The sequence below is a fragment of the Bacteroides sp. D1 genome, from assembly GCF_000157095.2.
Classification (GTDB): Bacteria; Bacteroidota; Bacteroidia; order Bacteroidales; family Bacteroidaceae; genus Bacteroides; species Bacteroides xylanisolvens.
Genome location: NZ_JH114331.1, coordinates 384,728 through 409,312 on the forward strand (window position 1 = coordinate 384,728; position 24,585 = coordinate 409,312).

Annotated in this window: 25 protein-coding genes, 2 tRNA genes and 1 pseudogene; 16 read left to right on the forward strand and 12 right to left on the reverse strand. The window is 41.8% G+C overall.

Annotated features, from left to right (window positions below; genetic code table 11):
- Nucleotides 1–25: 25 nt before the first annotated feature.
- A complete protein-coding gene (efp, locus tag BSAG_RS20070; protein ID WP_004312989.1) occupies nucleotides 26–592 on the reverse strand; it encodes an elongation factor P in 567 nt (188 codons plus the stop codon).
- 192 nt (nucleotides 593–784) lie between these two features.
- Between efp and rpmH the strand changes: the two genes are divergently transcribed.
- The 7 genes from rpmH (at nucleotide 785) to BSAG_RS20030 (ending at nucleotide 6,297) form a co-directional block, all read left to right on the forward strand.
- Nucleotides 785–943, forward strand: coding sequence for a 50S ribosomal protein L34 (gene rpmH / locus BSAG_RS20065; RefSeq protein WP_004299762.1), 159 nt, complete (start codon nucleotides 785–787; stop codon nucleotides 941–943).
- A 371-nt stretch (nucleotides 944–1,314) separates the two neighbouring features.
- Entirely contained in the window at nucleotides 1,315–1,965 is a 651-nt protein-coding gene (locus tag BSAG_RS20055; RefSeq protein ID WP_008016764.1) for a PASTA domain-containing protein, read from the forward strand.
- 26 nt (nucleotides 1,966–1,991) lie between these two features.
- Complete coding sequence (locus tag BSAG_RS20050) at nucleotides 1,992–3,065, forward strand: RluA family pseudouridine synthase (RefSeq protein ID WP_004312991.1); 1,074 nt, start codon at nucleotides 1,992–1,994, stop codon at nucleotides 3,063–3,065.
- Nucleotides 3,062–4,036: a D-alanine--D-alanine ligase gene (locus BSAG_RS20045; RefSeq protein WP_004312992.1), complete on the forward strand. Its 975-nt coding sequence runs from the start codon at nucleotides 3,062–3,064 to the stop codon at nucleotides 4,034–4,036. The genes BSAG_RS20050 and BSAG_RS20045 overlap by 4 nt, the downstream gene beginning before the upstream one ends.
- Before the next feature lie 7 nt (nucleotides 4,037–4,043).
- Nucleotides 4,044–5,192 carry a 1-acyl-sn-glycerol-3-phosphate acyltransferase gene (locus BSAG_RS20040; protein WP_008770360.1) on the forward strand — a complete coding sequence of 383 codons (1,149 nt, stop codon included), beginning with the start codon at nucleotides 4,044–4,046 and terminating at the stop codon, nucleotides 5,190–5,192.
- Nucleotides 5,189–5,890 carry a NigD-like protein gene (locus BSAG_RS20035; RefSeq protein WP_004312994.1) on the forward strand — a complete coding sequence of 234 codons (702 nt, stop codon included), beginning with the start codon at nucleotides 5,189–5,191 and terminating at the stop codon, nucleotides 5,888–5,890. Before BSAG_RS20040 ends, BSAG_RS20035 begins: the two co-directional genes overlap by 4 nt.
- Nucleotides 5,891–5,904: 14 nt before the next feature.
- The gene (locus BSAG_RS20030) at nucleotides 5,905–6,297 is read left to right on the forward strand and encodes a rhodanese-like domain-containing protein (RefSeq protein WP_004312995.1); all 393 of its coding nucleotides are present in this window, start codon (nucleotides 5,905–5,907) and stop codon (nucleotides 6,295–6,297) included.
- 170 nt (nucleotides 6,298–6,467) lie between these two features.
- On the opposite strand, the gene BSAG_RS20025 is transcribed toward BSAG_RS20030, so the two are convergent.
- From BSAG_RS20025 to proB, 3 genes are all read right to left on the reverse strand, one after another.
- Entirely contained in the window at nucleotides 6,468–7,424 is a 957-nt protein-coding gene (locus BSAG_RS20025; protein ID WP_004312996.1) for an acetylornithine carbamoyltransferase, read from the reverse strand.
- 79 nt (nucleotides 7,425–7,503) lie between these two features.
- Entirely contained in the window at nucleotides 7,504–8,760 is a 1,257-nt protein-coding gene (locus BSAG_RS20020; RefSeq protein WP_004312997.1) for a glutamate-5-semialdehyde dehydrogenase, read from the reverse strand.
- A 290-nt stretch (nucleotides 8,761–9,050) separates the two neighbouring features.
- Nucleotides 9,051–10,133 (reverse strand): glutamate 5-kinase, encoded by a 1,083-nt coding sequence (gene proB, locus BSAG_RS20015; RefSeq protein WP_004312998.1) that lies wholly within the window; start codon nucleotides 10,131–10,133, stop codon nucleotides 9,051–9,053.
- A 105-nt stretch (nucleotides 10,134–10,238) separates the two neighbouring features.
- Here proB and BSAG_RS20010 point away from each other — a divergent pair, with 105 nt between their 5' ends.
- Entirely contained in the window at nucleotides 10,239–11,387 is a 1,149-nt protein-coding gene (locus BSAG_RS20010; protein ID WP_004312999.1) for a pyridoxal phosphate-dependent aminotransferase, read from the forward strand.
- Here BSAG_RS20010 and BSAG_RS20005 read toward each other — a convergent pair.
- The 8 genes from BSAG_RS20005 to ribD form a co-directional block, all read right to left on the reverse strand.
- Nucleotides 11,356–11,589, reverse strand: a complete 234-nt coding sequence (locus BSAG_RS20005; RefSeq protein ID WP_004313000.1) for a DUF2007-related protein — start codon at nucleotides 11,587–11,589, stop codon at nucleotides 11,356–11,358. The genes BSAG_RS20010 and BSAG_RS20005 overlap by 32 nt on opposite strands.
- A 73-nt stretch (nucleotides 11,590–11,662) precedes the next feature.
- Entirely contained in the window at nucleotides 11,663–12,505 is an 843-nt protein-coding gene (gene murI, locus BSAG_RS20000; RefSeq protein WP_004313001.1) for a glutamate racemase, read from the reverse strand.
- 108 nt (nucleotides 12,506–12,613) lie between these two features.
- Nucleotides 12,614–13,129 (reverse strand): OmpH family outer membrane protein, encoded by a 516-nt coding sequence (locus BSAG_RS19995; RefSeq protein WP_004310501.1) that lies wholly within the window; start codon nucleotides 13,127–13,129, stop codon nucleotides 12,614–12,616.
- A 56-nt stretch (nucleotides 13,130–13,185) separates the two neighbouring features.
- The gene (locus BSAG_RS19990) at nucleotides 13,186–13,701 is read right to left on the reverse strand and encodes an OmpH family outer membrane protein (protein WP_004313002.1); all 516 of its coding nucleotides are present in this window, start codon (nucleotides 13,699–13,701) and stop codon (nucleotides 13,186–13,188) included.
- A 23-nt stretch (nucleotides 13,702–13,724) separates the two neighbouring features.
- On the reverse strand, nucleotides 13,725–16,379 hold the full coding sequence (gene bamA, locus BSAG_RS19985; protein ID WP_004313003.1) for an outer membrane protein assembly factor BamA: 2,655 nt from the start codon (nucleotides 16,377–16,379) through the stop codon (nucleotides 13,725–13,727).
- Nucleotides 16,380–16,409: 30 nt separating this feature from the next.
- The gene (locus BSAG_RS19980; RefSeq protein ID WP_004313004.1) at nucleotides 16,410–17,144 is read right to left on the reverse strand and encodes an isoprenyl transferase; all 735 of its coding nucleotides are present in this window, start codon (nucleotides 17,142–17,144) and stop codon (nucleotides 16,410–16,412) included.
- A 25-nt stretch (nucleotides 17,145–17,169) separates the two neighbouring features.
- On the reverse strand, nucleotides 17,170–18,684 hold the full coding sequence (locus BSAG_RS19975; RefSeq protein WP_004313005.1) for a DUF6242 domain-containing protein: 1,515 nt from the start codon (nucleotides 18,682–18,684) through the stop codon (nucleotides 17,170–17,172).
- Nucleotides 18,685–18,826: 142 nt separating this feature from the next.
- Nucleotides 18,827–19,882, reverse strand: coding sequence for a bifunctional diaminohydroxyphosphoribosylaminopyrimidine deaminase/5-amino-6-(5-phosphoribosylamino)uracil reductase RibD (gene ribD / locus BSAG_RS19970; RefSeq protein ID WP_008770357.1), 1,056 nt, complete (start codon nucleotides 19,880–19,882; stop codon nucleotides 18,827–18,829).
- Nucleotides 19,883–19,918: 36 nt separating this feature from the next.
- Here ribD and prmC point away from each other — a divergent pair, with 36 nt between their 5' ends.
- The 8 genes and pseudogenes from prmC to BSAG_RS25425 form a co-directional block, all read left to right on the forward strand.
- A complete protein-coding gene (gene prmC / locus BSAG_RS19965) occupies nucleotides 19,919–20,755 on the forward strand; it encodes a peptide chain release factor N(5)-glutamine methyltransferase (RefSeq protein ID WP_004313007.1) in 837 nt (278 codons plus the stop codon).
- Nucleotides 20,752–21,234, forward strand: coding sequence for a regulatory protein RecX (locus BSAG_RS19960; RefSeq protein ID WP_004299786.1), 483 nt, complete (start codon nucleotides 20,752–20,754; stop codon nucleotides 21,232–21,234). Before prmC ends, BSAG_RS19960 begins: the two co-directional genes overlap by 4 nt.
- Before the next feature lie 78 nt (nucleotides 21,235–21,312).
- A complete protein-coding gene (gene pyrE, locus BSAG_RS19955; RefSeq protein WP_004313008.1) occupies nucleotides 21,313–21,951 on the forward strand; it encodes an orotate phosphoribosyltransferase in 639 nt (212 codons plus the stop codon).
- 95 nt (nucleotides 21,952–22,046) lie between these two features.
- Nucleotides 22,047–22,457, forward strand: a complete 411-nt coding sequence (locus BSAG_RS19950; protein ID WP_004313009.1) for an SRPBCC family protein — start codon at nucleotides 22,047–22,049, stop codon at nucleotides 22,455–22,457.
- Nucleotides 22,458–22,467: 10 nt separating this feature from the next.
- On the forward strand, nucleotides 22,468–23,808 hold the full coding sequence (gene argH / locus BSAG_RS19945; RefSeq protein WP_004313010.1) for an argininosuccinate lyase: 1,341 nt from the start codon (nucleotides 22,468–22,470) through the stop codon (nucleotides 23,806–23,808).
- 93 nt (nucleotides 23,809–23,901) lie between these two features.
- Nucleotides 23,902–23,974, forward strand: a tRNA-Gly gene (locus tag BSAG_RS19940).
- A gap of 16 nt (nucleotides 23,975–23,990) precedes the next feature.
- Nucleotides 23,991–24,074, forward strand: a tRNA-Leu gene (locus BSAG_RS19935).
- A gap of 284 nt (nucleotides 24,075–24,358) precedes the next feature.
- Nucleotides 24,359–24,585, forward strand: a pseudogene (locus tag BSAG_RS25425) (transposase); the annotation flags it as partial.

Below are 24,585 nucleotides of genomic sequence, written 5' to 3' on the forward strand. Positions count from 1 at the left end.
GGTTTTTTATATATGTTCTTGTCAATTATGCTTTTACACGTCCTACATAAGAACCATCGCGAGTGTCGATTTCAATTGTTTCACCTTCGTTGATGAACAACGGAACACGTACGGTTGCTCCTGATTCTACAGTGGCAGGTTTCAGTGTGTTGGTAGCTGTATCACCTTTCACGCCCGGTTCTGTATAAGTCACCTTCATCTGAACCTTGATCGGCATATCTGCATAAAGAACAGTTTCAGTAGAAGCGTCAGAAACAACTTCCAATACTGCACCTTCGAGCAGGAAGTCAACACCGTTAATCAAATCGTGAGCGATAGGGTGTTGGTCGAATGTTTCCTGGTTCATGAAGATATAATCTTCTCCTTCTTTATACAAAAATTGGTACGGACGACGTTCTACGCGTACATCTTCCAACTTTTCACCGATGTTGAAACGGCGTTCAAGAACGTAACCGCTGACTACATCTTTCAGTTTAGTACGCATGAAAGTATTACCTTTACCTGGTTTTACATGCAGGAATTCGATACAGAAATAGAGCTTTCCGTCCATACGGATACAAGTTCCGTTTTTGATGTCTTGAGCATTAATCATACTGCTATTTTTCTTAATATATTATTGTTATTTAATTGTTTTCGCAGGAATTCGACTGCAAAAGTAATCTAAATCGGTAAAAAACACAAAAACTTTTGAGCAAAAATGAGTTATCTCTTGGTTAATTTAAAAAAAATGCCTATTTTTGCAGCCCGATTACGTAGAATAATAACATAAAAACAAGATACAGTAATGAAAAGAACATTTCAACCCTCTAACAGAAAGAGAAAGAACAAACACGGTTTCCGTGAGAGAATGGCATCGGCTAATGGTCGTAGAGTATTAGCTGCTCGTCGTGCAAAAGGCAGAAAGAAACTGACTGTTTCTGATGAGTACAACGGACAAAAGTGATAATCACTTGTCATCAGGAAACAAAAAAGGCGGGGAATTTAATCTTCGCCTTTTTTGTTTCCTGATTTTCAGGAGAATAGTATGTTAAAAAGCGCTATTGTTTGCTCTTGTTTATGACTTTTTGCTTTTCTTTGTGGAATAGAACAAGACTCATAAACAAACATACGTAATAGAAGAGCAGATTCGGGGGATTTGAAACCCCGCATAAATATAATAATGTTGTTGAAATCTATAGGAGTGGGGATTATAGTTGCAGCAATTCTGGCGATGATAAGCGTTCTTGCATAATAGATGAGGACATTTTTCATCGCCTACTTTTTAAAAGTTCAACTATTTTGTCGTATCTTTGGCGCATATTAACAGCAATGCGTATGACTATTAAAGAATTCTTTTCTTTTAAAACAAATAAATTCTTCTGGGTGAACATGATCGCCATGATTGTTGTGGTGGTAGTGATGATATTCGGTGTATTGAAATGGCTTGATATACATACTCATCATGGTGAAACTGTTGCCGTTCCCGATGTGAAAGGGATGACGGTGGACGAAGCAGCGAAAATGTTCCGGAATCACGGTTTGGTATATGTGATTTCTGATACCAAATATGTAAAGGATAAAGCAGCAGGTATCATTCTCGAACTGAAGCCGGGAGCCGGCGAGAAAGTGAAAGAAGGACGTACGGTATATCTGACTGTCAATACGTTGGATGTCCCTTTGCGTGCTATTCCTGATGTGGCGGACAACAGCTCGCTCCGCCAGGCGCAGGCTAAATTGCTAAATGCCGGTTTCAAACTGAATCAGGTTCAATTGGTAAATGGTGAGAAAGACTGGGTATACGGCGTGAAGTACCAGGGACGCCAGTTGGCTGCGGGTGAGAAAATACCTGTGGGATCTTCGTTAACATTGATGGTCGGAAACGGCTCCGGTGATACGTCGGAAGAAGATTCAGCCGATGTTTCCGTAGATACGGACCAGCCGGTTACGTCAGAATCGTCATCTACTCAAGATGATAGTTGGTTTTAATAGATAAATAACAGAAACGGACTCGCATGATAGAGGAAGAACTTCCGGATGAACTGGAGAATGATTTGGACGATATAGAACCTGTCGGTGACGAATCCCAGCTTTACGAACACTTCCGCGTGGTTGTAGATAAGGGACAGGCGATGGTCAGAGTCGACAAATATCTGTTCGAACGTATTGTCAATGCTTCGCGCAACCGTATTCAGAAGGCTGCTGAAGGCGGGTTCGTTATGGCCAATGGCAAGCCGGTGAAGAGTAGCTACAAAGTGAAACCGCTGGATGTCATAACGGTGATGATGGATCGCCCCCGTTATGAAAACGAAATTATTCCTGAAGATATTCCCCTTACTATTGTTTATGAAGATCCATACGTAATGGTGGTGAATAAACCGGCAGGGTTGGTAGTGCATCCGGGACACGGAAACTATCACGGTACGCTGGTCAATGCGCTCGCCTGGCACATGAAGGATATACCGGATTACGATGCCAATGACCCGCACGTGGGACTTGTTCATCGCATCGATAAAGATACTTCGGGCTTGCTGGTGATTGCCAAGACACCGGATGCCAAAACAAATCTGGGACTCCAATTTTTTAATAAGACTACCAAACGCAGATATCGTGCTCTGGTGTGGGGCGTTGTGGAACAGGATGAAGGAACGATTGTCGGTAATATCGCCCGCAATCCGAAAGACCGGATGCAGATGGCGGTGATGTCCGACCCGACGGTGGGCAAGCATGCCGTTACGCACTACCGTGTATTGGAAAGACTGGGCTACGTAACCCTTGTGGAATGTATACTTGAAACAGGACGTACCCATCAGATTCGTGTCCACATGAAGCATATCGGCCATGTATTGTTCAATGACGAACGCTATGGCGGGCATGAGATACTGAAAGGAACTCATTTTAGTAAATACAAACAGTTTGTAAATAATTGCTTTGACACTTGTCCCCGACAGGCTTTGCATGCTATGACGTTGGGGTTTGTGCATCCCGTCACAGGTGAGGAGATGTACTTTACTTCCGAACTTCCGGATGACATGACCCGGCTTATCGAGAAGTGGAGAGGCTATATAAGTAATAGAGAATTAGAATGAAACGCAACATCGCTATCGTAGCAGGAGGGGATACCTCTGAAATCGTAGTTTCCCTGCGTAGTGCACAGGGTATTTATTCCTTTATTGATAAGGAAAAGTATAATTTGTATATCGTGGAGATGGAAGGCCGTCGCTGGGAAGTACAATTGCCGGACGGAAATAAAGTGCCGGTAGATAGAAATGACTTTAGTTTTACGAACGGAACGGAAAAGGTTGTGTTCGACTTTGCTTATATTACCATCCATGGTACGCCCGGTGAGGATGGTCGCCTGCAAGGCTATTTTGATATGATGCGTATACCGTATTCCTGTTGTGGAGTATTGGCAGCTGCCATTACATACGACAAGTTTACCTGCAATCAATATCTGAAAGCTTTTGGAGTGCGCATTGCCGAATCATTGTTGCTGCGCCAGGGACAATCGATTTCTGACGAGGAAGTAGTGGAAAAGATCGGTCTGCCTTGTTTTATCAAGCCTAGTCTGGGAGGTTCGAGCTTCGGAGTTACGAAAGTAAAGACAAAAGAACAAATACAGCCGGCTATTGTTAAAGCTTTCGGAGAGGCGCAAGAAGTGCTTGTAGAAGCGTTTATGGATGGAACGGAACTGACTTGCGGCTGCTATAAGACCAAAGAGAAGACAGTCATCTTCCCGCCTACGGAAGTGGTGACGCACAATGAGTTCTTTGATTATGATGCTAAATATAATGGACAGGTAGATGAAATCACTCCTGCGCGTATCTCGGACGAACTGACCAAGCGTGTGCAGATGTTGACTTCGGCTATCTATGATATATTAGGTTGCTCCGGCATTATCCGTGTAGATTATATTGTGACTGCCGGTGAAAAACTGAATCTTCTCGAAGTAAACACTACTCCGGGAATGACTACTACCAGCTTTATTCCCCAGCAGGTGCGTGCAGCCGGACTGGATATAAAGGATGTGATGACCGATATTATTGAAAACAAATTTTAATCACGTGATGGATCTGACAGAGTTTAATGAAATTCGTCCTTACAATGATGAGGAACTTCCTCAAATCTTTGAGGAACTGATTGCCGATCCGGCTTTTCAGAAAGCTGCTACCGGGGCTATACCGAACGTTCCATTTGAACTTCTGGCGCAGAAAATGCGTGCCTGTAAGACTAAACTTGATTTTCAGGAGGCATTTTGCTATGGCATTTTGTGGAAGATAGCGGCAGATCATACCGCCGGGCTGACACTGGATCATACCGCCATACCGGATAAAAGTAAAGCTTATACGTATATATCGAATCATAGAGACATTATTCTCGATTCGGGCTTTCTCTCTATTTTGTTGATTGACCAGGGAATGGATACGGTAGAAATAGCGATTGGAGATAATTTGCTGATTTATCCCTGGATTAAGAAACTGGTACGTGTCAATAAATCATTCATTGTGCAGCGGGCATTGACAATGCGGCAGATGTTGGAATCTTCAGCACGTATGTCCCGTTATATGCATTACACCATTTCGGAGAACAAACAGTCTATTTGGATTGCGCAGCGTGAAGGACGTGCAAAAGATTCGAATGACCGTACACAAGACAGTGTGTTGAAAATGCTGGCAATGGGTGGTGAAGGTGATTTGATAGACCGTTTGATGGAAATGAATATTGCTCCGCTTGCTATTTCATACGAATATGACCCGTGTGATTTTCTGAAAGCGCAGGAGTTTCAGTTGAAGAGAGACATCGAAGGGTATAAGAAGACGACGCAGGACGATTTGATTAATATGCAAACCGGTCTTTTCGGATATAAAGGCAGGGTACATTTTCAGGTTGCCCCTTGTCTGAATGATGATCTGAAAGAGTTGGACCGTTCGTTGCCGAAACCGGATTTGTTTGCCCGTATCTCTGCCTGTATTGACCGCCGCATTCATCGTAACTACCAGATATATCCGGGAAATTATGTGGCGTACGATTGGCTGAATGGCACGACGGAATTCGTGTCCAATTACACGGAAGAAGAGAAACAACAGTTTATGAACTATATTGAACAACAATTGGCAAAGATCAAGATTCCGAATAAGGATGAGGACTTTTTGCGTGAGAAGTTGTTATTAATGTATTCCAATCCGTTAGTTAATTATTTAGCAGCTTGCCGATGAAAAGAAGAAAATTACATGTTATTTGGTTGTGGGGATTGCTTTTCCTGATGACTGCCTGTGGAGATGATGATTATTATTATCCTTCGGTGAAACTGGAATTTGTGACTGTAGAGGCCGGGGAAGACGGTCGTATACAAACGCTTATTCCTGATAAGGGAGAGGCTTTGCCTGTGGCGGAAGACCGTACGGGTTCTACTATTGCCGCAAATACCTCCAGACGTGTAATGAGTAACTATGAAGTGCTTCCGGATGGAAGTGCGGCTACTATATATTCTTTGCAATCGCTCATTGTGCCGGTGCCTAAGCCGGAAGATGATCCGGTGTATAAAGACGGTATAAAGCAAGACCCGGTAGAGGTGGTCAGTATCTGGCTGGGGAGGGATTATCTGAATATGATTCTGAATCTAAAAGTCAGTACAGGCAAAGGACATACTTTCGGCATAGTGGAAGATGTGTCTGAACTTAAAACAAATGGTATTGTGAATATGTTATTATACCATGATGCGAACAGTGATGAAGAATACTATAATCGGCGTGCTTACATCTCTGTTCCTTTGGCGCAATATATTGATGAAGAGCATCCTGGCCGGACTATAAATATTAAGTTTAAATATTGTACGTACGATAAGGATGGATCTGCGGTAGTATCTGAAAAGTATTGTGATCCCGGGTTTGACTATACTCCTGGGCAGAATTGAATAATAGAGTATATATGTTTAAATTGAATCAATTAATCGTGGGGATATTTTTATTTCTCTCTTCCCTTTTCTCTTGTCAGCAGAAAGGAGATTTTCAATCCATGAATGTAGAGGAATTTGATTCTCTTATTCAGAATGAGGATATACAACGTCTGGATGTCCGCACACTTGCGGAATATTCGGAGGGGCACATCACGAAGACAATCAATATCAATGTGATGGATGATTCTTTTGCTTCAATGGCTGATTCATTATTACAGAAGGATAAACCGGTGGCTGTGTATTGCCGTAGTGGTAATCGGAGCAAGAAGGCTGCGGCAATTTTGAGTGAGAAGGGCTATAAGGTCTTTGAGCTTGATAAAGGATTTAATTCCTGGCAGGAGGCTGGCAAAGAAATAGAGAAATAAGGTAAAGAGCGGGGTAAGTAATAGCCCGCTTTTATTTTAAATACAATAAGAACAAAAGAACATCTCAATTTTCAAATCCTGTTTTTATATTTATAAGTAGGATTTTAAGGAGATGTTCTTTTGTTCTTATGCGTTGATGGAAGAGGCTTTTCGGCCTCTTTATTTTTCGGTTATTTCAGTCCTTCCAATAGTCTCTTCAGAACGACAGTTGCCGAAATCTCACGATTGGCCGCTTCCGGAATAACGATCGATTGCGGGCTTTCGATCACATCGTCTGTCACAATCATATTTCTGCGAACCGGAAGACAATGCATGAAATAAGCGTTGTTGGTAACTGCCATTTGACGGTCGCTGACTGTCCAATCGCGATCTTTGCTTAATATCTGCCCGTAATTGTCGCCGGAATAAGCTGCCCAGTTCTTGGCATATATAAAGTCGGCTCCTTCGAAAGCCTTCATCTGGTCGTATTCTACTTTTGCGTTGCCTACAAATTGCGGGGCGAGTTCATAACCTTCGGGGTGGGTGATGACAAATTCGTAGTCCGTTGCGTTCATCCATTCGGCAAAAGAATTGGGAACAGCTTGTGGCAATGGACGTGGATGTGGAGCCCAGGTCATGACCACTTTAGGACGTGCTGTTTTCTTGTATTCTTCAATGGTAATCAAGTCGGCAAAGCTCTGCAATGGGTGGCGTGTTGCCGCTTCCATCGAAAAGACGGGACGTCCGGAGTATTGGATAAATTGATTGATAATCGTTTCCTGATAGTCAAAGTCGCGGTTTTCGAAACGGGCGAAAGAGCGTACTCCGATGAGATCACAATAACAGCCCATCACCGGAATGGCTTCTAAGATATGTTCCGGTTTATCGCCATCCATAATTACGCCACGTTCGGTTTCCAGTTTCCATGCACCTTGATTGATATCTAGTACCATTACATTCATTCCCAAGTTGATTGCAGCTTTCTGTGTGCTAAGGCGGGTGCGCAGACTGGAGTTGAAGAAGATCATCATCAAAGTCTTGTTTCGTCCCAGTTCTACATATTTGAAACGATCTTTTTTAATTTCGAATGCTTCTGCAAGGGCTGATTTTAAATCGCCGATGTCCTGTACGCAAGTAAATTTATTCATATCATTTATCTTTTAATTCTTAATTTTCAATTAGTTTCGTTCAATACCTTGTTTGATTTTTAACGATAAAGGTATCGTCTCAATTTCTTCTCGTTTGCCCGTCTCCTTCGATGACCCATTTGTAAGAGGTGATCTCTTCCAGTCCCATCGGACCGCGCGCATGTAGTTTTTGCGTACTGATTCCGATTTCTGCTCCTAATCCGAATTGCGCTCCGTCAGTGAAGGCAGTAGATACATTGGTATATACGCAAGCTGCATCCACAATCTTTGTGAATAAGGCTGCACGTTCCTTGTTTTCGGTAACAATACACTCGCTATGTTTGGAGCTGTTTTCCTGAATATGTCCTAAGGCATCTTCGAAGCTTTTTACGGTCTTGACAGCCATTTTATAATCCAGAAACTCTGTGCCGAAACTTTCTGCTTTGGCGTGTTCCAGAAGTTCGGTAGGATAGCTGCCTTCTAATGCTTGATAAGCCTGTGCGTCAGCATAGATAATGACATGGCTGTCTTTTAGTTTCTCGCAAAGCATAGGGAGATCGGTCAGTCTCTTCTCATGTATAATGGCGCAGTCCAGCGCATTACATACGCTAACCCTGCGTGTCTTCGCATTATGAATAATAGCTGCCCCCTTGTTTACATCTCCAAATTCATCAAAGTAAGTGTGACAGATACCTGCCCCTGTTTCAATAACGGGAATTTTTGCATTCTCGCGTACGAAATGGATCAGGCTGCTGCTGCCTCTGGGGATAATCAGATCTACGTAACCCACTGCATTCAGCAATGCTGCCGTAGCTTCTCTGTCGGCCGGAAGTAGTTCTACAATGTGCGGATTGATATTGAATTTCCTCAATACTTCATGAATCACACTGATGATAGCCCGGTTGGAACAATCGGCATCACTTCCTCCTTTCAATATGCAGGCATTTCCACTCTTTAGACAAAGGGAGAAAACATCAAAACTGACATTCGGACGGGCTTCATAAATGATTCCTATCACTCCGAAAGGAACGCTGACTTTTGTCAATCTCATCCCATTGGGGCGAACACTTTCTTTCAACACTTTACCCAAAGGAGAGGGGAGTGTAGCTACATTGCGTGTGTCGGCAGCAATGCCTTTTAAACGTTCTTCCGTCAATTTTAACCGGTCGTACTTCGGATCATTTTTGTCCATCCGTGCGAGGTCTTTTTCATTCTCTGCAAGAATGAAAGGTGTTTCTGCAATTGCTGCGTCAGCTACTGCATTTAAAATCTGATTGATGATGTCATCATTCAGCAAGGCTAATTCCCGACTTGCCACCTGTACGGCAGCAAAGGTTTCGTTTAAATTTGTAGTCATTTGCTCCTTTTTTGCATTAAATGGAAAGATAAACTATGCAAATATAGTGAATGATGTGAATAAAACTTGTTGAAAGCAGAAATAAATGTTGCTTTTGTGGTGGTATATCAGCAATATACGGGCGTCTCAATGCAGATGTTTTATCTACAATACATTATACAACCGAAAATAAACGCTTTCCTTCAATCAAGATGCTAATATTCTCCTGAATAATAGCTTCAATTTCTTATCACTGCTTCGGGTTGACTTGCAATATTACTAACCCTATCTACAGTTGACCTTATTATTGATTATTCAATGTATAGATAGTCATAATGTACTACCGGTTTCTTTCCATGCTTACCGATTGCTTCTTGTGCCTGCTTGGAATCGCAGTTCACCTTTCCAACGCCCACTTGATTTCCTTGAAAGTCCATGATACGCACAATGTCATCTTTCTCAAATTCACCTTCAACGTGAGTAATTCCGATGGGGAGGATACTGACAGCCTTTTCAGAGTTTAGAACTTCTGTCGCACATTCGTTGATGTGAATTTCTCCTTTGGCAAACCCCTCGCTATGAGCAATCCATTTCTTGACACTGGATACCGGTTCGTTTGAAGGAACAAAACGTGTACAAAGCGTTTCTTTCGGATGCTGAAGCAAATCTACCAGAATATTATCCCGTTTCCCGTTGGCAATAATCACTGTAATTCCTTCATCAGCTACTTTGCGGGCAATATTTGTTTTCGTCAACATTCCCCCCCGTCCGAAACTGGACTTCGTTGCCTGAATATAATTGGATAAATCTTTTCCGTGATCGATCTCCCGGATAACAGAAGAACCCGGATCGGCAGGAGAACCATTGTAAATTCCGTCGATGTTGCTTAGGATAATGAGAGCCTGTGCATCCATCATGGAAGCGATGAGTCCGGACAATTCATCATTATCAGTGAACATAAGCTCGCTGACGGAAATTGTATCATTCTCGTTGACAATAGGAATAACATTGTTTTCAAGCATTACCGTCATACAGTTTTTCTGATTCAGATAATGGCGGCGGGTACCGAAACTTTCTTTCGTGGTTAACACCTGACCAACAGGAATACTATGCTCGCGGAAAAGTTCGTAGTAACGGTTGATGAGCTTAGCTTGACCTACGGCAGAAAACAACTGGCGTTGGTCTACACTATCGAGTTTTTTCTGTGGATGCACTTCACTGCGCCCGGAAGCAACAGCTCCCGAAGAAATCAGAATGATTTCCACCCCGGATTTATGTAATTCCGCTATCTGGTCAACAAGTGCCGACATACGGGTAACGTCCAGCGTTCCGTCTCGGCGTGTCAATACATTGCTTCCTACTTTTACTGCGATTCGTGTAAATTCCTGTTTCATTCCTACTAACGATTTGAAAGCACAAATATAGAGCTTTTTACCGATATGTTACCAAAACAGGCTAAAAAGAATTATCTTTGCAGTCAGATAGAGAAAAGATAAGCAATGAAACATACAAACCCACAAGTAGAACAGATGACCTCTTTCATCGTAATGGATGTGTTGGAGAGGGCGAACGAATTGCAAAAACAAGGCATTGATATTATTCATCTGGAAGTTGGCGAACCTGATTTTGATGTGCCGGCCTGTGTGGCGGAAGCGGCAAAAGCGGCTTATGATCGTCATCTGACTCATTATACACATTCTTTGGGTGATCCGGAACTGCGACGGGAAATTGCCGCTTTTTATCTGCGCGAATATGGGGTAACGGTAGATCCGGATTGTATTGTCGTGACTTCCGGGTCTTCTCCGTCTATTCTTCTTGCATTGATGTTGCTCTGCAATCCGGATAGTGAAGTGATTCTTTCCAATCCGGGGTACGCTTGCTATCGCAATTTTGTGTTGGCAACGCAAGCCAAACCTGTTTTGGTTCCTTTGTTTAAAGAATATCTGCAATACGACATAGAGGCTATCCGTAAGTGTGTGAATCCGCATACTGCGGCTATCTTTATCAATTCTCCGATGAATCCGACCGGAATGTTGTTGGATGAAAAATTCTTGAAGGACGTAGCTGCATTAGGAGTTCCTGTCATTTCAGATGAAATTTATCACGGCCTTGTGTATGAAGGGCGTGCACACAGTATCCTTGAATATACCGATCAGGCTTTTGTCCTGAACGGATTCTCTAAACGCTTTGCGATGACGGGGCTTCGGTTGGGCTATTTGATCGCACCTAAATCTTGTATGCGATCTTTGCAAAAGTTACAGCAAAATCTGTTTATCTGTGCGTCCAGTGTTGCCCAGCAGGCAGGGATTGCCGCATTGCGGCAGGCTGAACCGGACGTGGAACGGATGAAGCAGGTTTATGATGAGCGTCGCCGATATATGATTGCCCGCCTTCGGGAAATGGGTTTTGAAATAAAAGTAGAACCTCAAGGGGCATTTTACATTTTTGCTGACGCACGCAAATTTACTACCGACTCTTATCGTTTTGCATTCGATGTACTCGAACATGCACACGTCGGCATTACTCCCGGGGTGGATTTTGGTACGGGAGGCGAAGGATATGTACGTTTCTCCTATGCAAACTCATTGGAGAATATCCGCGAAGGGCTCGACCGCATCAGTCGTTATCTTTCTCGGCCCGGCTCCTGATAAGTGCGGTGGCCGCTTCGTATTGATCCTCGGTGACAAGAACGGATACGGAAGGAGCGATATAGGGTGCCAGTGTACCCATAATCCCATCTTTGATTACGCAACGGATGTCATTGCTTTCTAATAGCCCTTTGATGATCTCGGCTTCCCATGGGGATCCGGAGAATACTTCTATTGCTTTGCTATAATCTTCTTCTTTCATGATCTTGCTTATTAGGGGTTATCTACAAATATAACAAAAAAGAGAGAGAAATGGTTACTTTTTTTCTTAAATTTTATTCGAGCGTGATGTGTTTTACATTAATCTGCTGTTTTAGGAAAGTAGAGGCCGATTCTGAAAACTTTTCTTCCGCTTCGGTCGTGTAAAACTGGCAGTTCCCATTTTTCGTGCATTTTGCATCCATTTCGGGATGCCTTTTCAGATAGTCTTTCAGACTTTCCGCAACATACTCGCCTTGCGCAATTACACTGATATGCTCCGGAATATATTGCCGGATTTTGGGTAGAAGTATGGGGAAATGAGTACATCCGAGAATGACAGTATCTATTTGAGGATCCTTCGATAGCAATTGGTCGATGTACTTCCGGATAAAATAGTCTGCTCCTTCGTCCTGTGATTCATTGTTTTCAACTAGTGATACCCACATCGGACAGGCTGTGCCGCTGACCTGGATTTCAGGAAATAGCTTGTGTATTTCCAACGGATACGATTCGGATTTGATGGTGCCTGCTGTTGCCAGTACACCGATATGCTGGTTTTTGCTTATCTCTCCGACACACTCTACGGTAGGGCGGATGACTCCGAGCACACGGCGAGCCGGATCGATGCCTGGTAAATCATTCATCTGAATACTGCGCAAAGCTTTTGCGGAAGCTGTATTGCAAGCTAATATAACCAGGTGGCAGCCCATATCAAATAGTTTGTTGACCGCTTGCCGGGTAAATTCGTATACGACCTCAAAAGAACGTGTTCCGTAAGGAGCACGTGCATTATCTCCCAAATAGATATAATCATATTCCGGTAATACTTCTCTTATTTTATCTAAGATGGTCAGACCTCCGTAACCGGAGTCAAATACTCCGATCGGTCCGGGCGTATGGGATAGATGTTGCTTCATGACACACTTGATTTATATACGCAAATGTACGCCAAAAAAAGGGAAAGAGAAAGAAGTTGATCCTTCTTTCTCTTTCCCTTTTGGTATTTCTTTATTCTTGGTCAGTTCTTATTTGATACCAAGATTTGCTTTTACCTTGCTAGTCAAGTTGATGCTCTGTGATTCGTTTACGTATGGAATCGAAGTTCTTGCCAGGTCGAAGATGTAGATTACACCTTCAGCAGCGCCTACGGCTTTGATAGCATTGTCCAACTTCTGATAGATAGGAGCCATGGCATCATTTTGTGCTTTCGCCATTTGCTGTTGAGCATCTTGTTGGAATTGCTCTTGTCTTTGCATCATATCTTGCAATTCTTTTTGTCTTCTTTCAGCGATGTTGGGAGGAAGAGAATCCTTAGCGATAGCTTGTTGGAATTCCTGATATTTCTTGTTGAATTCTTCCTGCGTTCTCTGAAGTTCAGCAGTAAGTTGTTTTTCTAAAGTCTGAATGTCATTTTGAGCTTTGGTGAATTCCGGCATCACAGTGATGATTTCCTGTGCATTAATGTGGCCGAATTTCAGGTTCTGTGCAAATACACCCATTGGGAGTGCAAGCAACATTACAAGTGCAATTTTTTTTAGCATAGTTCTATAATTTATTTGAATGATTTTTAGTTATTTCCAGCTGCAAATGTATGAAATTAATTTGAATATCCTAATCTTCTTAGTATTTCATCACTAATATCTATGCGTGGATTTGCAAATATTATACCTGTAGCAGAGGCTCTGTCGATAATTAAATCATATCCATGTTGCTGTGATATAGCTTTCACGGCTTCATAAATATCATCCTGAATCGGAGTAATCAACTTGTCTCTCATCTTGGCTAATTCGCCTTCCGGACCGAAGTAGTTACGCTTCAACTCGGCTGCTGCTTTTTCTTTAGCTACGATTGCATCTTCTGTCTTTGTCTTTTGTGCGGCAGAAAGAGTGGAAGATTTTGCCTGGTAGTCTTGGAACATCTTCTGTGCTTCTTTTGCCAGGGCTTCTACTTCGCTCTGGTATTTCTTCGTAGCTTCTTGCATTTGCTCATTAGCACTTTGAGCTGCCGGAATATTCTTCATGATATATTCCGTATCGATCAGTGCAAACTTCTGTGCATTTGCCGCCATGCTGACAGCAAACAGCACCATGATTAATAGAACAGACTTTCTCATAACGTTTAGTTTTTGATGATACATTAGAATTCTTGTCCTAAGATAAAGTGGAATTGACTTCCTCCGTATTGTTTAGAACCAAATACTTTATCGAAACCGTAACCCCAGTCAATACCCATCATACCAATCATCGGCAGGAAGATACGAACACCGACACCGGCAGAACGTTTCAACTCGAATGGATTGAATTTCTTGATATCGTGCCATGCGTTACCAGCTTCAAGGAAACCTAACACATAAATGTTAGTACTTGTTTCCAGCATCAACGGATATCTTAATTCAATACCGAGGCGTGCGTAAGCATAACCTTCAGATCCGTATGGAGTTAATGAGCTGTTTTCGTAACCACGTAAAGCGATACTTTCAGTTGCATAAGTTGAATAACCGGTCATACCGTCACCACCCACGTCGAATGTTCCGAACGGAGATTTCTTGTATTGGTTGTAGTGACCTAACAAACCGAATTCAGTACGTGTCATTAACACCAGACATTTCGGATGTGCAATCGGGTCCATCAACGGAGTATACGTTTTGCCTTTGAATTTCCATTTGTGGTATTCTATCCATTTATGAAGTTTATTCATGTTGTCTTGGGTAATGCTACCTGTTTCAGGGTTACTATAATATCCCTTATAGTCTTTACCGTCCATCAATGAGTAAGGCGGTGTAAGCTGAACTGACAATGAGAAATCTGAACCTGAACGGGGGAAGATCGGGTTGTCAATAGAGTTACGTGCCAAAGTTAATGAAATGCTAAGGTCATTACATTTACCATTGGTTACCGGGAAGTATTGCCAGTCGCTTAAGTTGTAGCGTTGGTAAGCTAATTCTGCAGAAAGAGTGAAATAGTCATCCGGCCATTTCAGACGTTTACCCCAACCTACGGAAAGTCCCCACATCTTGATAGACTTGTCCGGGTCATAATAGTTTTCGTAGTTGTTATAGTTACCGTAATTGTACATACCATAACCACCGTAACCACTATACATGCTGTTGTAGTAGTTGTTGAAATAGCTGGAATTGTAGTAACGGCTACTGATGTCTGTCTGTACAGAGAAGAAGGCCGATACAGAGAATGAGTTCGGACGTTTACCGCCAAACCATGGATCGAAGAATGAAATACTGTATGATTGGTAGTATTTAGCATTCGTCTGTCCGCTGATAGTCAATGTCTGGCCGTCACCTTGCGGCAGGATACCACGGTAGTTTTCACCCGGGTGTAACAGGTTGGCTACAGAGAAGTTGGTAAACTTCAAACTCAACTTACCAATGATACCCGTTTGTCCCCAACCGGCAGAGAACTCTACCTGGTCGTTGGCTTTGGAAGTCAAAGGCAAACCTATGTCAACAGTTCCGTTCATCGGATCCGGTTGAATATCCGGTTGCAGTTTTTCCGGGTCAAAGTGGCCCATTTGCTGGATTTCACGTAAAGAACGCATCAAGTCTTCTTTGCTGAACAGCTGTCCCGGGCGGATACGAAGTTCACGGCGAACGACGTTTTCATACAAACGGTCGTTACCACTGATCTTAATCTTATTGATAGTAGCCTGACGGCCTTCATAGATTCTCATTTCAAGGTCGATAGAGTCGCCTACGATATTTACTTCTACCGGATCAAGGTTGTAGAAGAGGTAACCGTTATTGTAATATAAGTTACCGATAGCATCGTCGTCTGTAGAAACACGCTCATTCAACAACTTCTGGTTGTATACATCGCCTTTCTTCATACGAAGTAGGAAGTTCAACTGTTCCGACGGATAAAGAGTATTACCTACCCATGTCACGTTGCGGAGATAGTATTTCTGACCTTCGTCTATATCCAAATATACATCTACCGTCTTTTCATCATATTGTGAAACGCTGTCTTTAACGATCATTGCATCACGATATCCCAGCTCATTATACTTGTCGATGATAAGTTGTTTATCTGCTTCAAAGTTTTCCGGCACGAATTTCTTGGTGCGGAACAAGTTTAGAAGTTTACCTTTCTCATTGGTTTTCTTCATTACTTTTTTCAGCTTGGAAGCCTTGATTGCAGTGTTTCCTGCAATGGTGATTTTGTGTACTTTGATTTTCTCCTTTTTGTCTATATCAATGTCCACAATCACCTGATTCTCGCTGGAAGGATCGTCTTTCTGTGCGATGATTACTTCGGCATTTTTGAATCCCTTGTCATCAAAATAACGTTTGATCAATGTTTTGGCACGGTCTACGGTATTCGGAGTAATCTGCATACCTTTTACCATTCCTAGCTTGGCCTCAAGGTCGGTACGTTCTGACTTTTTCACACCGTGGTAGCGTACATCTGCGATACGTGGGCGTTGTGTCAGACTGATTTTTAACCAGATTTTGTTGCCTTCTATTTTCTCGGCTGTGATTTGTACATTTGAGAACAAACCATGACGCCAATAACGTTTGATTGCTCCAGTGATTTCGTCACCCGGCACAGTAATTGTTTGTCCTACCGATAGTCCGGATAGTCCAATCAATACATAGTCTTCATAATTCTTTACGCCTTCAACTTTAATATCTGCTATCTCATACTTTTTGGGTGTTCCGGAGTATAAGATGACAGGTTTTGAGTCTTCATCAGTATTAGCATTTTGCGCAACGCCTGTTGTCGCAAAGCAGCACAGGCAGACAAACGTTATGAATATAAAGGAAATACGATAATGCATTTATGTTATAATTTGATGTTTCGAGTTATATTAGCTGATCTGTTCACTGGTTTTGCCGAATCGGCGTTCCCTTTGTTGGTATTCCCAAATGGCTTTGTAGAGTTCTTCTTTGTCGAAGTCCGGCCAGAAGGTATCACAAAAATAAAGCTCCGAATAAGCACATTGCCATAGAAGGTAATTGCTTAGCCGGATTTCTCCTCCCGTTCGGATCAGTAAATCCGGATCGGGCATAAAATTAGTATCCAGATGAGATGAGATACACTCATCGGTTATTTGCTCGGGAGATATTTCTCCCGTTTTTACTTGCGTTGCTATTTGCCGTACCGCTTCTGTTATTTCCCAACGGGATGAGTAACTAAGAGCTAGTACCATATACATTCCACTATTTTTGGACGTGCGTTCTATACATGACGTCAAACTTTTCTGAACTTCAACCGGTAACTTCTTGAAATCACCGATTACGTTGAAGCGAATATTGTTCTTCATCAGTGTCTCTTCTTCAATAGATTCTAGCAATAGATTCATCAAAGCCGCTATCTCGTCTTGCGGCCGATTCCAGTTCTCGGTTGAGAAGGTATAAAGTGTCAGGTACTTAATCCCCAGTCTGGCAGCATCTTCAGTAATATTCTGTACCGTTTCTGCGCCAGCACGGTGACCGTAAGTACGTTCTTCCCCTCGTTGTTTTGCCCATCGTCCGTTTCCATCCATAATGATGGCTACGTGTTGTGGTATCCGAGTTTTGTCTATTTGTTCTATATAGGACATCTTTTTATTTTAAACGTATACGTTTTTATTTCCCGGCATTTGCCAAATCAAACCATAGCTGATTAAGACGACCACGCCATACCTCTGAATCATGTTCATATGTGCGTGTTTCAGTTGTGGTTGCCTTCGTACTTTCTTCTTTTTCTACCTCTTCTTTGAAACTAGCACTTCCTTTACTAAAGATAATCCATAGATTTTGAGTATCAGGATCTAGTACCATTGAATAGTTGGTTTTGCCTCTGAATTCAGGATCTACATCGGGATCTGGAGTTCCTCCTTTGCTCCAATCTCTATGGGGGAAGGAAAATTTAGCATTCGCCTTTTTCCAGAATAACCCTTGATTGGAAACATAAATAGAACTGAAGTCTTGACCAAATATGTATACTAAGTCATTATAATATATAATAGATGGTTGAGTGTATTTAGGGCAGTATGCAACAGAGGAAGTAGTTGAGAACTCAACCCATTTGTTTCCGTCATATGCCCATACAATGGTCGTTTCTAATTTACTGTCATCAGCCAAAGTCGTAGTTTCTGTATCTCCTACTAAAAGGACTGAATTAATATTTGTCGAAGACTTATATACTGTATAGGATATATTTTTAGTTGGAAAATTAGATGGCACTTTTCCTCCATTTTCAGCGTTATCCAAAGTCTCTTTTGGTACATCATTTGTTTGATAATAGAAATAGCGTTGTTCATCTGCTCCTTTCTTTATATAACAAATTCTGCTGACATCGTTATTAGTCAATGTGGCTAGTAGCAATTCCACTCCCTTACCAAATATCGTTGATTCATTCCAATTTTCCCCATCTGCCGATTCATATACTTTACCATCACCATTGGAGGTGGCATATAACATGGTTTTGCTTCTGTTGAATTGGAAGGCAATGATAGAAGTCGGAAGTTTATCTTCCGGTAATCCTACAGTTGCTTGTGGAGCCCCATTGCCGAAGTTAGTTAAAGAATTCTTATATACATATAACTTGTTGTTCACTACAGAGTATGTGAAAACTTCACTTCCAAAAATAATAGACTTTTGTTCTCCTGTAATTTGAATTTGGTTATTAATTTTATCCATATACTTCCATCTTAACGAATCCGGATCATAGTTATGCACATTTACTTTGATCTTGTATTCCTTAGTTTGATTAGGAGATATACCCGCTAATGCTTCTGTTGACCATACTTTTATAGTAAGTTCTTTCCGAAGATCGATCGAATCATTGATGTTTAAAACGGAATCGTTTCCGCTTTTGTCCTTCATCGTAACGACACCTGATGCCGTTGTTAATGTTTTGATTAAAATCTTGTCAATGATGGTGTCGGCATGAACAGGAAGAGAGTCTTCGTTATAGATTTCACGTGATAATTGGTCAATAGTGAATTTATAACTCCCAAGGCCTGCAGTGTCAAGTGCAAACGCATGTATAGTTGCATCCGGGCTATATTCGATGTTATTATCGTCATCAAGACATGACGTTATAACAAATGACACCATGAAAAAACTCGCAATGAATGATAAAAACTTTATTTTCATTTGAAAGATTGTGTTTATTTACAAGTTGCAAAAATAGAAACATTTTTTCCGATAATGAACATTACAGGTAAGTTTTATATAAAATTATAGATAATAACACTGTTTTTATCGACGTAAAACCCCCTGAATAGAACTATCTTAGCTATAATCGACGAACATAATGCCAAATTTGTCTTTCGAAGTGTTCTTCTATCGAATAACTAAAATTATCGTCCATTTGAGGTGCTTTAATACCGGAGTGTAACCGGCTGGGGCACTTTTCGATATAGGCTTCATCCCATAGCTCATTATCAATGAATGATTGCAGCAATTGCCTGCCTCCTTCCACCAATAATGATTGTATTTTTCGTTGATACAATGCTTCCATGATCTGTTTCAGTGGGTTATGGCTAAAGTTGATGGTGATATATGTGATGTTCTTTTTTTCTGGCTGTTGCTTTTCAGTAAAGATTAATGTAGGCACGTTGCCATCGAATATTTGTGAATCATTAGGTAGGGATAGCGTGCGATCTAACACAACGCGTATCGGGTTGTGCCCATACCAGTTGCGTACCGTAAGTGACGGATTATCCAATAAAGCAGTTCGCCTGCCTACCATAATCGCATCCGCCTCCGCTCTTTTTTTATGCACTAGCATGGAAGTAAGAGGAGAGGAGAGGACTATCGGTTTTCCGTCTGTACGTTCTATATCAATAAAGTGATCGGCTGATTCTGCCCATTTCAGTGTAATGAAAGGGCGGTGAAGTGTATTAAAAGTGATAAAACGGCGAATCAGCGATTTACATTCTTCCTCTAATACACCGACTGACACTTCTCGTCCGGCATCCCGTAATTTCTGAATTCCCCGTCCGGCCACTTCTGAAAAAGGGTCTTGACAACCGATAACAATGCGTGGTATCTGCTTCTCTATAATAAGATCGGCACAAGGAGGCGTTTTCCCATAGTGGGAACAAGGCTCCAGACTGACATAAATCGTAGAACGTTTCAATAATGACTCATCTTTGACAGAATGGATCGCATTAACCTCCGCATGCGCCTCGCCACAGCGAATGTGGTAACCTTCGCCGATAATTCGCCCGTCACATACGATAACGGCCCCTACCATCGGGTTTGGAGATACGTTGCATAACCCATTCTTTGCAAGCTCAATGCAACGTCTCATGTATTTTTCTTCTTCCATTTTGGTGCTCTTCGCCATATTATTCTTACTTTTGCACTCCGAAATTGTGAAAATATGAATCGTATCACCGCTTACATTCGCCAATCTTTGCAGGAAATCTATCCACCGGAGGAGGTAAAAGCCCTTTCGATGCTGATTTGTTGCGACATGTTAGGTTTAGATGCGCTCGATATTTACATGGGCAAAGATATAATTTTATCCGAATGCAAACAGCGTGAATTAGAAAACATTATATTCCGTTTACAGAAAAATGAACCTATACAGTACATTCGTGGTGTTGCGGAGTTTTGTGGAAGGAATTTTAAGGTTGCTTCCGGCGTGCTGATTCCCCGGCCGGAGACCGCGGAGCTTGTAGAACTAATAGTAGAGGAGAATCCGAATGCTCGTCGTCTATTAGATATAGGTACGGGAAGCGGATGCATTGCGATCTCTTTGGATAAAAAACTTCCGGATGCAGAAGTAGAAGCTTGGGATATTTCGGAAGAAGCATTGGCTATTGCTCGTAAAAACAATGACGCCTTGGAAGCTCGGGTGAGATTTCTACAAAGAGATGTTCTGGCCGATGACTGGGAAAAGATACCGTCTTTCGATGTTATTGTCAGCAATCCGCCTTATGTGACCGAAACGGAAAAGAACGAAATGGACGCTAATGTCCTTGATTGGGAACCGGGGCTGGCCCTGTTTGTTCCTGACGAGGATCCTTTACGGTTTTATAATCGTATAGCCCGTCTGGGAAGTGAATTGCTCTTGCCGGGTGGGAAACTTTATTTTGAAATCAACCAGGCCTATGGCCGGGAAACAGCACACATACTTGAAATGAACCAATATCGTGATGTTCGTGTTATAAAAGACATATTTGGAAAAGATAGAATAGTTACAGCTAACCGATGAGTGCACAATTAACTGATGAAGAGGCTTTGAATCGCGTAGCCTCTTACTGCTCCACTGCCGAGCATTGCCGGGCAGAAATAAATGAGAAGTTACAACGTTGGGGAATTGCCTATGATACCATTGCGCGTATTCTTGACCGACTGGAATCAGAGAAGTTTATCGATGATGAACGTTTCTGCAGAGCTTTTGTGAATGACAAGTTCCGCTTTGCCAAGTGGGGGAAAATGAAAATAGCCCAAGGGCTTTATATGAAGAAGATCCCATCTGATGTGGCATGGCGTTATCTGAACGAAATTGATGAAGAAGAATACCTTTCTATTCTGCGTGACCTGCTGGCTTCCAAACGGAAAAGTATCCATGCAGCAGACGATTATGAATTGAATGGAAAGCTGATGCGATTCGCTATGAGTCGTGGTTTTGAACTGAAAGATATTAAGCGTTGTATCGACATTCCCGATGAAGAGGAACAAATTGACTGAAAAAATAAACGGATTCTTCTTTTTATTCTCGTTCAATTTCTGTACTTTTGCGGCAAATAATTAATAGTTAGTTTAGTTATGAAAAACTTAGAGAGACTATTTGCGGAGAAACTGTTGAAGATTAAAGCTATTAAACTTCAACCCGCTAACCCTTTTACATGGGCTTCTGGATGGAAATCCCCCTTTTACTGTGACAACCGTAAAACTCTGTCCTATCCTTCTCTTCGTAATTTTGTGAAGATTGAAATTACACGTCTGATATTGGAACGATTCGGACAGGTGGATGCGATTGCTGGTGTGGCTACAGGTGCTATCCCGCAGGGAGCTTTAGTGGCTGATGCATTGAATCTGCCGTTCGTGTATGTTCGTTCTACCCCCAAAGATCATGGATTGGAGAACCTGATTGAAGGTGAACTTCGTCCGGGTATGAAAGTCGTAGTCGTAGAGGATTTGATTTCTACAGGTGGTAGTAGTTTGAAGGCTGTTGAAGCAATTCGTCGCGATGGTTGCGAAGTAATCGGTATGGTTGCAGCTTATACGTATGGATTCCCGGTAGCAGAAGAGGCATTCAAAAATGCGAAGGTGACTTTGGTAACGTTGACCAATTATGAAGCAGTGCTTGATGTTGCTCTTCGTACAGGTTATATTGAAAAAGAAGACATACAGACATTGAACGAATGGCGTAAAGACCCTGCTCATTGGGATGCTGGAAAATAAGATTCATTTTTTGATCAAACATATTTGGTAAAAAGAACTGTTCGGACAATATTTGGCCGGATTGTTCTTTTTTTGTTTTATACTAATAGAAGTTTATGAGTAATTTTGAGAGTAGTGTCAAGGTAATACCTTACAGCCAGGAGCGCGTATATAATAAACTTTCGGATTTAAGTAATCTGGAAGCAGTCAAAGACCGTTTGCCAAAAGATAAGGTGCAGGATTTGAGTTTTGATTCGGACACGTTGTGTTTTAGTGTTTCCCCTATTGGGCAATTGACTTTGCAAATTGTAGAGCGCGATCCTTGTAAATGTATAAAGTTGGCAACAACTAACTCTCCTCTTCCTTTTAATATGTGGATTCAACTGGTTGAAACTGCAGAAGAAGAGTGTAAAGTGAAGGTTACTATCGGAATGGATCTTAATCCATTTATGAAAGCAATGGTGCAGAAACCTCTCCAGGAAGGTTTGGAGAAGATGGTTGATATGCTGGCAGTTATTGAATATTAAACTTTTTTTTATGGCACAGAAACTTTGGGAGAAGTCCGTACAGGTAAATAAGGATATCGAACGTTTCACGGTAGGTCGTGATCGTGAGATGGATCTTTATTTAGCCAAGCATGATGTGCTTGGTTCTATGGCTCATATTACGATGCTTGAAAGCATTGGGTTGTTGACGAAAGAAGAACTGGACCAGTTGCTGGTGGAATTGAAGAGTATTTATGCCTCGGCCGAAAAAGGTGAATTTGTGATAGAAGACGGGGTGGAAGATGTACATTCGCAGGTAGAATTGATGTTGACCCGTCGTTTGGGTGATATCGGAAAGAAAATACATAGTGGCCGTTCCAGAAATGATCAGGTTCTGTTGGACTTGAAACTTTTTACCCGTACGCAAATTAAAGAGGTTGCCGAGGCAGTAGAACAACTTTTTCATGTCTTGATCCGTCAGAGCGAACGATATAAAAACGTTTTGATGCCGGGGTATACACACCTGCAGATTGCAATGCCTTCTTCTTTTGGCTTGTGGTTTGGTGCCTACGCCGAGAGTCTTATGGACGATATGCTGTTTTTGCAGGCAGCATTTAAAATGTGCAATCGTAATCCGTTAGGTTCAGCAGCCGGATATGGTTCGTCTTTTCCTCTGAACCGTACCATGACGACTGACTTATTAGGTTTTGATTCAATGGATTACAATGTTGTATATGCTCAAATGGGGCGTGGAAAGATGGAACGCAATGTTGCTTTTGCATTGGCTACGATTGCCGGAACAATCTCCAAATTAGCTTTTGACGCCTGTATGTTTAACAGTCAAAACTTCGGTTTCGTCAAGTTGCCCGATGACTGCACCACAGGATCCAGCATTATGCCTCATAAGAAGAATCCTGATGTGTTTGAACTGACACGTGCTAAATGCAATAAATTGCAATCGCTTCCCCAACAGATTATGATGATTGCGAACAATCTGCCTTCCGGCTATTTTCGTGATTTGCAGATTATCAAAGAAGTTTTCCTTCCTGCTTTTCAGGAACTGAAAGACTGTTTGCAGATGACAACCTATATCATGAATGAAATAAAGGTAAATGAACATATTCTTGATGATGACAAATACCTTCTTATTTTTAGTGTGGAAGAGGTAAATCGTTTGGCACGTGAAGGTATGCCTTTCCGTGATGCATATAAAAAGGTAGGTTTGGATATTGAAGCAGGTAAATTCTCGCATACTAAAGAAGTACACCATACTCATGAAGGTAGTATTGGTAACCTTTGTAATGCAGAAATCTCCGCATTGATGCAGCAAGTGATTGATGGATTCAACTTTTGTGGAATGGAGAAAGCGGAGAAAGCACTGCTTGGAAGATAAAATAAACTTTCTGAGGATAGTTTTTTAAACTTTCCTCCGAAAAGATTTGGCAGAAACAAGTAAACTACTTATCTTTGCACCCGTTGAAAAAACGCGGAAATAGCTCAGTTGGTAGAGCATAACCTTGCCAAGGTTAGGGTCGCGAGTTCGAGTCTCGTTTTCCGCTCTTTCTTTGAAAGGATGCTCGAATGGTGGAATGGTAGACACGAAGGACTTAAAATCCTTTGGCCATTGCGGCTGTGCGGGTTCAAGTCCCGCTTCGAGTACAAAGAAAAATCGCAAGTAGTTAGTAATTAACCGCTTGCGATTTTCTTTTTATACAATTGCACCACATTTGCACCACTGAAAAATATTTCTGTTTTGTTTCATTCTTATTTTGAAGTAAAGAAAACCTGATTATGGAAGATTGGAATATTTAATTGTTTTTTTGTGATTTATGATAAACTCTCAAATATTCTCCATCTTTTTCTTCTCTCTTCGAAGATATAAATCCAATATCGGCTCAGTCTGAAACCTTGGGGGATTGCGTTAAAATTCTTATTTTTGCATCATGAAAACATCCTCTTCCCAAACGATTGATCCTGTTGCTTCTTTAAGCTTGTTCTTGCCTTCAGGAATCCTTGATTACTTTACCCTAGTCAATCATGTTTCTCAGGATACTTGCTTTATTCTTTATTTAGAGGAGAAAGCCACTATTCCTGCTGAGTACTCTGATCTCCATCTTCACTCAAAAGGTTTCCTCCCTGAGATTGAAGTTCAGGACTTCCCTATCCGTGG